This is a genomic window from Microcoleus sp. T3_B1, from assembly GCF_036700445.1.
Lineage (GTDB): Bacteria > Cyanobacteriota > Cyanobacteriia > Cyanobacteriales > Microcoleaceae > Microcoleus.
Genome location: NZ_JAUBOX010000126.1, coordinates 4719 through 13745, shown reverse-complemented (window position 1 = coordinate 13745; position 9027 = coordinate 4719). Strand labels below are relative to the sequence as shown.

The window sequence follows — 9027 nt, the reverse complement described above, 5'->3', positions numbered from 1 at the left end:
TGCCCTATGCCCTATGCCCTATGCCCTATGCCCTATGCCCTATGCCCGCCAGAGCACCTCATGTTACTGAGAAAGGCGATACAGACACAGTATATAATTTAAAAATGCCCCACAGCCTTGTTTTAAACCTGCAGCCAGTTGCACCAATTCCATCTCAGTTTTTAACGGGACGGCATCTCCACGCTTTATTTTTGAACCTTGTGGGTGCTGTAGACAGCGATTTGAGCGCGTACCTGCACGACCAATCTCATGAAAAAGCTTTCACTTTAAGCCCTTTTCAAGTAAGCAGAAAAGAGGCTTACAAAAGCAGTACGCCCCAGCCACAAAAGAGAGTTTTGCCTCCGGCTTCCCGCACAATATCTCCGGCTGTACAGTGGGAACACAAGCAAGCAATTCAGGAAAATACGCCGATTTGGTGGCGAATTTCTCTGCTGGATGACAGTTTGTTCGATCGCCTAACTCAACTTTGGCAGCAACTTAATTTCGCTCGCCCTTGGCATCTCGGCCCGACAAATATATACATTACTAATATTTTGAGCGAACCGCAATCAAACCAGCCTTGGGTAAACTTTTGTACTTACGCCGAATTGTTCGATAAAGCTTCGGAAACTGAGCGCCAAATTGCTTTTAGTTTTTGCACTCCTACTAATTTTCGGCAAGGTGTATATGATAGTGCTATGCCCACTCGTGAAAGTATTTTCGGCAGTTTAGCGAATCGCTGGAACAAGTACAGCCGGATTGCGATCGAACCTACTTTCACAGAAGCTATTTTTCCCAGTTTCTTCGATATCAGAACAGAAGTTAGTACGGATTCTCGCAGTAAATTTATTGGCTGCGTCGGCGATATTAGTTACCGAATTATGGGAGATATAGCTCCTGCTACTATCAAGCAAATTAACACTTTAGCAGATTTTGCGCTTTATAGCGGAGTCGGGCGAAAGACGCCGATGGGAATGGGAATGACGCGCCGGTTGCATGATTTTTAATTATTCACCCTTGGGCTGAATTTCACTGACTATTTCATAAACATCAGTGTCTGGTATTTTCGCAAACAAAGGCGCCATCTGCTTCAATATTTCCTGATAAGCTTCGCTTTGATTGGCTGCCATATCTTCTACACTTTCCCAAAAAATGATGGCAATACCTTTGTCTGTATTGGGCAATTGCAGCAGGTATGCTCCCTTAAAACCTGTGGCATAAGTTGCAACGGCTTTTTCAAAAAGTTGTTCTGCAGCTTCAAATTTTCCTGGTTTAAATTCGCCAATGGCAACGTAGGCAAACTGATGTCGGAGAAAGTCGAGAAATTCTGACATATCTTTTTCCTCACTTAATAGCGATACACTAAGTTATATTTTACCCGATCGCCCGAAATTTGTGAATATCGCTGTTTATAAGTAGATCGACCTAAAAAAACCTCACAGCGATCGCTCTCTCTCTTATTCTGCTCTATCCAACCAAACCATTAAATCGGATAAACTAGAAAATCCGACTACCTCCTCTACCAAACTCTCTAATTGCTCAACCGATAATTCCCCAATCCGCGAAACTACATCGGGATTTACGGCTCCTACTCGTCGCTCCAGCAGACGCAAAATTAATGCTCTTTGACCTGCTCTAATCCCTTCTTGCATCCCTGCTTGACGGCCTTCTTGCATCCCTGCTTGACGGCCTTCTTGCATCAATTGAGCCCTAGCTCGCTCCAAACCTTCTTCTATACCTCTAGAAACTATTCCCCGCTGTTCTTCGATCGCCGCTTCTTGGGCTTCCATATCCTGGAACTCTTTCAAGCTTAAGTTAGCTTCATTGGCAATTTGAAAAGCTTTTTCTAGTTCTGGAACTGTTTCCATTGTGGCTGGGATTGTTTCTAGATCGGGAGTGTGCTTCATAAAATAAATCCATTTATCAGTCAAACTTGTGAGTTCATCTAACTCTTTTTTGAACTTCGGCAACTCGACAAAAAACATTTCTACTTGGAGATGGGGATAATCAAATAGTTTCTCTTTTTCTTTGAAAACGAAATGAGAAATAACATCAGGTTGTTCTTTAAACATTTCAAAATCGGTAATCGTCAAAGCAATTACTGGTTTTAATCTCGGATAACCTTCTCTAATTTTGAGTTGGTTGGCATAGGTTTTGGCTAAGTTGTAGATGACTCGTTTTTCAAAAGCGGCTACATTCAGAACTTGCATTTCAATAATTACCGTCTTGTTGCCGGTAATTCGAGCTTTGACATCCAAATAACTATCTTTGAGTCCGCTAACGGTAGCAGCCGAGTAAGGGTCAATAATTTGCAAGTCTTGGATGATTGGCTCACCGGCGTAAATTAGAGCATTTAAGAAGCTGATGAGGATGTCTTGGCTGTCGGTGGAACCAAAGATTTTTTTGAAGGCAAAGTCTGTTTTAGGGCTGATAAATTTCATGATATTTTTCTTAATCTGTTTTAGTGATTTATGAAAGATTTTGATGAAGCGCGATCGCTTGGGCGCTGCGAAAACTGGGTCGCTGCAATAGCCCACTTGAATTTATGAAAATACGGGTGGTATAAATTTAACATACAAGTAAAAATAAAACCAACATAAAAGTAACAACAATGACCAAAATATTAGTAATTGAAGACAATAACTTAATTCGAGAAACCGTATTAGAACTTCTGGCATCGCGCGGTTTTGAAGCTGTAGGCGCTGAAAATGGAAAAGTTGGTATCCAGTTAGCTGCCCAAATTCCCGATTTAATTTTGTCTGATGTCATGATGCCGGAACTAAACGGTTTTGAAGTATTCGCAGCCGTGCGATCGCACCCTGCAACTGCCAGCATTCCGTTTATTTTTATGACAGCCTCCGAAATGGAAAAAGCCCTGGAACTCAAAGCAGACGGCTATCTCCAGAAACCTTGCAGCCTAGCAGAAATCCTCGGGGCGATCGCCACTCAACTAGAAAAACCGACAGTTAGCAACCCACAACATCAAAAAGTACAGGACAATTCTGTGCCATCAAATCTCAGCTTGCGCGCCAGCAATCAAAAATCTCGGTTTGAGATTGCCTCGGTTTGCTCGCAATGACACGCACAGTAACGTTATGGATACATAAGTTGAGGGAATTTCAAATTGGTTCCCCCCAGGGGTGGCTTAGACTGGGTATGTTGAATTTGGTTAAATATTTATGAACGCACAACCCAAAGGCCGCCTTGTTTGGAATCACTCTACCCACCTTCCCGGTTTGATACCAATTTTAGAGCGCCTCACCCTAAAAATGGGCATTCAAACAGTCACACCTGGGGTCATCAACAAAGTTAAAGGACACATCCCCCGCATGACATTAAGAGTGTCAGTACCCATCCGCGGGGGATTTAAAATCATCGCCAGACAGGGCAAAACCGTACAAGAAGTCTTTATATTAACGACTCTCACTCAAGGGGACTTGGAAGAGACGATCGCCCAAACCCTAGCCAAGTGACAATATTTTCTTAGCAAGCAAAGCCCGAGCCTTAACTGAAGTAGTTTCATCGCTTTGGGTGATTTCCTCAAGTCTGGCCGAAACTTCCGCTAACCAATCCGGTTTAACAGTCGCAGCACCCGCCAAAGCTTGCAAACCCCCCGCTGCTGCGTAGCGCACCACCCATTCTGGATCTCGGGACGCTTGCAGTAGCGTTTTCACAGCGCGAAGTTGAGCATCTGCAATTTGTTCTGCCGGCATCAATTCCCAGCAAATCGTCCCCAAACCCCTAACCGCCGCCCGCCGCACGCTCAAAGCAAAGTCATTCGCCGCTGCATCGAGCAAAATCTCCAAACCCCTGGGGTCGCCAATTCCCGCCAAAGCCCGAACAGCCCAAGCTCTCGCCCCGTAATTGTAGCCGTCAAGCTGTTCTAGAAGCGGCAGCACCGCAGCTTCTCCGAGTTGAATCAGCCCGTCAACGGCGGCAACAGCGGCGCCTGGGTTGTTGTAACCGAGCACTGTAATTAAGGTAGGAATTGCTTGTTTTGAGGAAGCTGCCGCCAGTGCTTTGACTGCGTTTAACAAGCCTTCGGAAGAATCTGCTTGTTCGACAGCCTGAATTAGTTCTAATGCCATTTATTTGTAAGCTTTACCGTGACTATTGTAATTGTAGGTTGGGTCGATCGCGCGATCGAACTTTTTGCAGCGTGGGTGAGGCGCGGCGATTAACTTGAAAAGCTTACCCTGCTCGAAGTAGGACTGTCTTGGTTAAAGAGTCGAATCGGCCAAAAACTCGACTCCATACCCGCGCTAGGAATTCTTGCGCTGTGCATCCTCACCGCCTTGGCGCTTCCGATAAAACTTAGCCCAAGCATACCGCTGCGGATTTTTTTTCAGCAGATATTCCACAACTTCCCGACGCTTCTCATCTTTAGCATTTTTGACAACCTGCTTGAGTTCGGAATCTATATCTTCTGATTCAGCACCGCGTTTAATTGCCTTGTTAAACCAATCATCGCCCTGTGAATATTGACCCCGCTCATAACAAATAGCTCCCATCAAAGTGTAAGGATGATGACTCTGAGGCTGATACTCAATAGCTTTTAGCGCGCACTTTTGTGCATCATCTAATTTATCAATATCTCGGAAAGCACCGCCCCTCGTTGTTAGCAAAGCTGACTTGAGCTTATTTTCTTTGATTTGGTCGAAGTCCAGATTTTCTGTCACCTTCAATGCACTTTCCGGTTCATCTGCCTTGCGCCAATGACTGCTGGCGTTGGGCAAGTTCCATTTATTTCCAGTGCGCTCATATTCCCGATCGTAGAAAAGCGCTTCCAGCCTGTGGTAAGCCATAGCAATCTTTCCATGACTAGCTAAAAGTCCCTGTTGTATTAACTGAACAACTAACACAGGATCTAGACGCTCTTCTTTCTCCAATTTGACCATGATTGCGTAAAACGGATCGAAAGGGAAATCACGATCTATAATCCGATACTTGACCTTGAGAGCAGCAAATTCCTTTTCTTGGGCAAAAGTAATTACGTCTTCACGTCCATTCTGTTTCAGCCAATCAATATCAGCCTCACTTAAATGCTCTCCCGATTGGATTTTGGATTTCAGACTAGCAACATAGTTTTCAATAGCAAAAGTAATTACATCATCACGTCCATTCTGTTTCACCCAATCCAAATCAGCCTCACTCAACTGCTCTCCCGCTTGAATTTTGGACTTGAGACTAGCAGCATATTTGTCAAGCGCCAGAGTAATTGTCTCAGTTAGTTTACGCTTTTTCAGAAAGTTAATATCCGGCTCACCTAGCGGATTTTCTAAATCAATTTTTTTGAGAACTTTATAAAGATGGCTCGATCGTGATGAATCCTCATATTCATTAGCTTTATACTTAACTTTCAGTTCAGCAAAGTGCCGTGTCTGTTCAATCTCCAAAACAATGTTAAGCGTTTCGCTAAGTTGATACTCTTCTAGCCAGTTAAGTTCTGACTCGCTCAACTGCATATCTGCATCCAGGTTTTTCAGGATTTGATAGAGCGGACTACAGACAGATGTTTCTGCGTATTCACTAGCTTTGTACTTATCCTTGAGTTGGGCAAACTCAGCTTCCCGTACAGCTTTTTGTTGCCAAAAAATTTCTAGAGTATCAACCAGTTGGTTGTTGAACAGCCAGTTAGCCTCTACATCACTTAATATTTCTCGTGCATCCAGTTGCTTGAGGATTTGATACAAGGGGCTATCAAGTGAACAATCTGGATATTCAGTTGCTTGGTACTTAGCCTTTAGTGCAGCAAATCGCGCCATCTCTTCAACGATAGCAACTGTTTCAGTAAGCCCCTGTTGTTGCAGGTATTTAACTTCTAAGTCAGTTAGCTGATTTTCTGAGTCAAGTTTCCAAAGGATAGGATACAAAGGACTGGATAGCCGTAAATCGCGATGTCTGGCTACTTTGAACTTAGACTTGAGTTGAGAAAATTTAGCATCTAGTTTTCTTCGTTCTTCAACCTTACGTACTGGCTCTTGCTCGATAGCTTCTATTGTTTCCAAAAGCTCTTGGTTTAGTAACCAATCCCACTCGAAGTCGGTAATTGCACATTCTAAATCAGCTTTTCGCAGAATGAGATACAGAAGACTACAAGGAGATGAATCTTCATATTTTGTTGCTTGATACTTGGACTTAAGCGCTACAAAATGTTGCACCTGGACTTCAAAAGGATCGTTGCTCATGGTGAATCCCCCGATTTATACTTCTAGCCGCTACACAACCATCTCCCAGCATTCCGCGATCGCCCGCAGTCAAAACCCAAACTTTTTTAATTGAAAACTCATCCAGATGGTAATATTATTTTAACAGGTTCGGTTTCACAAACTACAGCTACAAACCTCAGTATTTTCACTGAAATTTATAAAAATTAGTACCTAAAGCCCCCTCCCTCATTTTTTGCTCATTTCCGTGCCTTGAAATATTCCCGAACTGTAGGATCGCGTCATGAGCAAAATCATGGTAATAAGTCGGTCTCCTTTTAAGCTAGTTCCTTCAAGATCGTAGCCTCCTGTTTTACAGTCTCGGAACAGTTCTTCAATACCCATCCGCTGCTTATAAGCATTGATGGCTGCCGGCAATGACCCTAAATCTGTGAGAATAAACCATGCTTCATCCACTTTCCATCCCCCGTAGTTTCTTTTCCACTTACAAGCAACATCAAATCCAGTAGCAGGCTGAGTTTTTCTCACTCTTTTACCTTGAAAATATAAAGAGGTGCCTGGTACTATTCCTAATTCATCTAACCGTTGCAAAACTAAATATTACGTTTCGATTAAGATGATTCTTTTTCAGTCTTAAACAAAAAGATACACCCTTTTCCCTCAGCCAGTTTCCCAAATCGACAGAACAAAATTCACGGTCTCCTAAAACGATGACTTTATATTTTGAAAATAATGGTAAAACTTGCTGTAAATTGGTAGTCTGTGACTCGAAGCTAGTGTTTCCCAATTTTTGCAACAGTGACCAGTATAATGGAATTGCTCTTCGCTCCCAGCTCAGGCTAACCATAAAGAGATTAAGGCGGCCCCATTGACTGCGGTCGATTGATCTTGATAAAGTTTGACCAACACGGCAATAAGTAATCAACCAATAAGTAATTAATGGGAACCAAATTAGTGAGATAGTTAAGTTCGGCAAGTCGAGAAACCTTTGTAGTTTTCTACGCCGACTTTCTGTTGTAATTGGATAGGGAACTACCCGCGAGAGCCGTTTTAATCTCACTTGTTTTTCTGATTGTATCAAGGGTAGCAAGATTCCAATCAGTTTAAATTGAGCTGAACTTAGTTGTTTTTTTAAATGAATGAGGTAGAATGTTGGTATCATTATTTTGTAGATAGGCAAGCGTGTAACAATTATGCTGCCTATCTTTTTTGAGCAGCGAATTGGCTCAATCCTTACAAAGGTATGGGTTTCAGGCTGGTTGTTACCCCCCCAGCTCGTTACCAGGCAGAGCCTGGTAACGCAGATCCGGAGGCTCTGCCTCCAATTTTCATGGAAGCGCGAGGCAGAGCCTCTGGGTATCGGTTCCCAGGCAGAGCCTAGGAACCAGTTAAATATTTAGAGTAAAAAAACTACACTGTCACCCCTTCAATTTTCTCATCAGTCAACTCATACAACTCGCGCAACTGCTGCAACTTATCCGCATCCGGCTGCCAAAAACCCCGCCCGTTAGCCTCCAACATTCGCCCTACAATATTGCGAAAAGCTTCAGGATTAGCCTCCCGCAACTTCTTCGCCATCTCTTCATCCAAAGCATAAGTATCAGCAGCCTGATCGTACACCCAACTATCAGTAAAATCAGCCGTTCCGCCCCAACCAATTAACGCCGTCATCCGCTGCGAAATTTCATAAGCGCCGCCAGAACCTTGATTTGCCATCGCGTTAGCCCACTTAGGATTTAGCAACTTAGTTCGATATTCCAAGCGCAGCAAATCTTCTAAATTGCGCGGAGTTGTATCCTGAGAAAAACTTTCTACAAAACTCGTGTTAACCTTTTTGCCACGCTGCTTTTCTGCGGCTTTCTTCAAACCGCCAGTATTCGCATAATACTCTTGAATATCAGTCAAACCGTATTCAACAGAATCAATTTCTTGAATTATGCGATCGCACCCTTGCAACAACTGAGTCAAAACCTCCGGCCTCGCTTCCCCCTTATCCTTCCTCCCGTAACTAAAAACATTGCGACTTTCCCAAGTTTTCCCCAACTCATCCCCCGATTCCCAACTACCATCAACAACCCTATCGTTAACCAAAGAACCAAAATCCCCAGCCGGATTAGAAAACAACCTTGCCGAATAATTCTGCACACCTTTTGCCTGCAAAATTAAAGCGTGTTTGCGAATAAAATTATCCGATTCCGGTTCATCAGCATCCGCCGCCCGCACGAACAAATCATCCAACAATTCAATAATATTCACAAAGCTATCACGGAAAATCCCCGAAAGATTTCCCAACACATCAATCCGGGGATGACCGACATCAGCTAACGGTTTTAATTCATAGCGAACAATGCGGCCAGTACCTTCTTTAAGAGGTTCAGCCCCCACCAATTCTAGCAGAATTCCAATAGATTCGCCCCGGGTTTTAATCGCATCCAAACCCCACAACATCACCGCCACAGTCTCAGGATATTTACCCTGTTCTTTAACGTGCTTCTCAATAATTTTCCGAGCAATTTCGCGCCCCCTTTCATAAGCAGCAGGAGAAGGCATCCGATAAGGATCTAAAGCGTGAATATTCCGACCAGTTGGCAACACCCCAGCCCCATCCCGCAACAAATCCCCACCCGGTGCCGACAGAATATATTCCCCATTCAAACCCCGCAAAAGATTAGTCAACTCATCCGTCGTTTGCAACAACAAATCCCTAACTAGCAAGCCCTCCTCAAAAACCCCATCCAACCCCTCTTGTGGCACAGGCATCTTGCCTGTGCTGATTTGTGGCACAGGCATCTTGCCTGTGCTGGTTTGTGGCACAGGCATCTTGCCTGTGCTGGTTTGTGGCACAGGCATCTTGCCTGTGCTGGTTTGTGGCACAGGCATC

At 43.9% G+C, this 9027-nt stretch carries 9 protein-coding genes; 3 read left to right on the top strand and 6 right to left on the bottom strand.

The window, feature by feature from the left end:
- The first annotated feature begins 104 nt into the window (after nucleotides 1–104).
- Entirely contained in the window at nucleotides 105–986 is an 882-nt protein-coding gene (cas6, locus tag QT990_RS33665) for a CRISPR-associated endoribonuclease Cas6 (protein WP_333144461.1), read from the top strand.
- Here the strand turns inward: cas6 and QT990_RS33660 are convergent, their stop codons facing one another.
- Complete coding sequence (locus QT990_RS33660) at nucleotides 987–1313, bottom strand: antibiotic biosynthesis monooxygenase (protein ID WP_333107428.1); 327 nt, start codon at nucleotides 1311–1313, stop codon at nucleotides 987–989.
- Between the two features lie 123 nt (nucleotides 1314–1436).
- On the bottom strand, nucleotides 1437–2420 hold the full coding sequence (locus tag QT990_RS33655; protein WP_333308627.1) for an Rpn family recombination-promoting nuclease/putative transposase: 984 nt from the start codon (nucleotides 2418–2420) through the stop codon (nucleotides 1437–1439).
- A gap of 170 nt (nucleotides 2421–2590) precedes the next feature.
- Here QT990_RS33655 and QT990_RS33650 point away from each other — a divergent pair, with 170 nt between their 5' ends.
- Both QT990_RS33650 and QT990_RS33645 read left to right on the top strand, forming a co-directional pair.
- Nucleotides 2591–3058 (top strand): response regulator, encoded by a 468-nt coding sequence (locus tag QT990_RS33650; RefSeq protein ID WP_333411838.1) that lies wholly within the window; start codon nucleotides 2591–2593, stop codon nucleotides 3056–3058.
- Between the two features lie 100 nt (nucleotides 3059–3158).
- The gene (locus tag QT990_RS33645) at nucleotides 3159–3452 is read left to right on the top strand and encodes a DUF2103 domain-containing protein (RefSeq protein ID WP_333144464.1); all 294 of its coding nucleotides are present in this window, start codon (nucleotides 3159–3161) and stop codon (nucleotides 3450–3452) included.
- Here the strand turns inward: QT990_RS33645 and QT990_RS33640 are convergent.
- The 4 genes from QT990_RS33640 to QT990_RS33625 all read right to left on the bottom strand — a co-directional run.
- Nucleotides 3441–4067 carry a HEAT repeat domain-containing protein gene (locus QT990_RS33640; protein WP_333144465.1) on the bottom strand — a complete coding sequence of 209 codons (627 nt, stop codon included), beginning with the start codon at nucleotides 4065–4067 and terminating at the stop codon, nucleotides 3441–3443. The two genes, QT990_RS33645 and QT990_RS33640, sit on opposite strands and share 12 nt — an antisense overlap.
- Before the next feature lie 174 nt (nucleotides 4068–4241).
- Nucleotides 4242–6167 carry a hypothetical protein gene (locus QT990_RS33635; protein ID WP_333144466.1) on the bottom strand — a complete coding sequence of 642 codons (1926 nt, stop codon included), beginning with the start codon at nucleotides 6165–6167 and terminating at the stop codon, nucleotides 4242–4244.
- Nucleotides 6168–6374: 207 nt separating this feature from the next.
- Nucleotides 6375–6737, bottom strand: coding sequence for a transposase (locus QT990_RS33630; protein WP_333300904.1), 363 nt, complete (start codon nucleotides 6735–6737; stop codon nucleotides 6375–6377).
- Between the two features lie 819 nt (nucleotides 6738–7556).
- Nucleotides 7557–9027 (bottom strand): cobaltochelatase subunit CobN (locus QT990_RS33625; RefSeq protein ID WP_333300902.1); only part of this gene is annotated, 1471 nt, incomplete at its 5' end.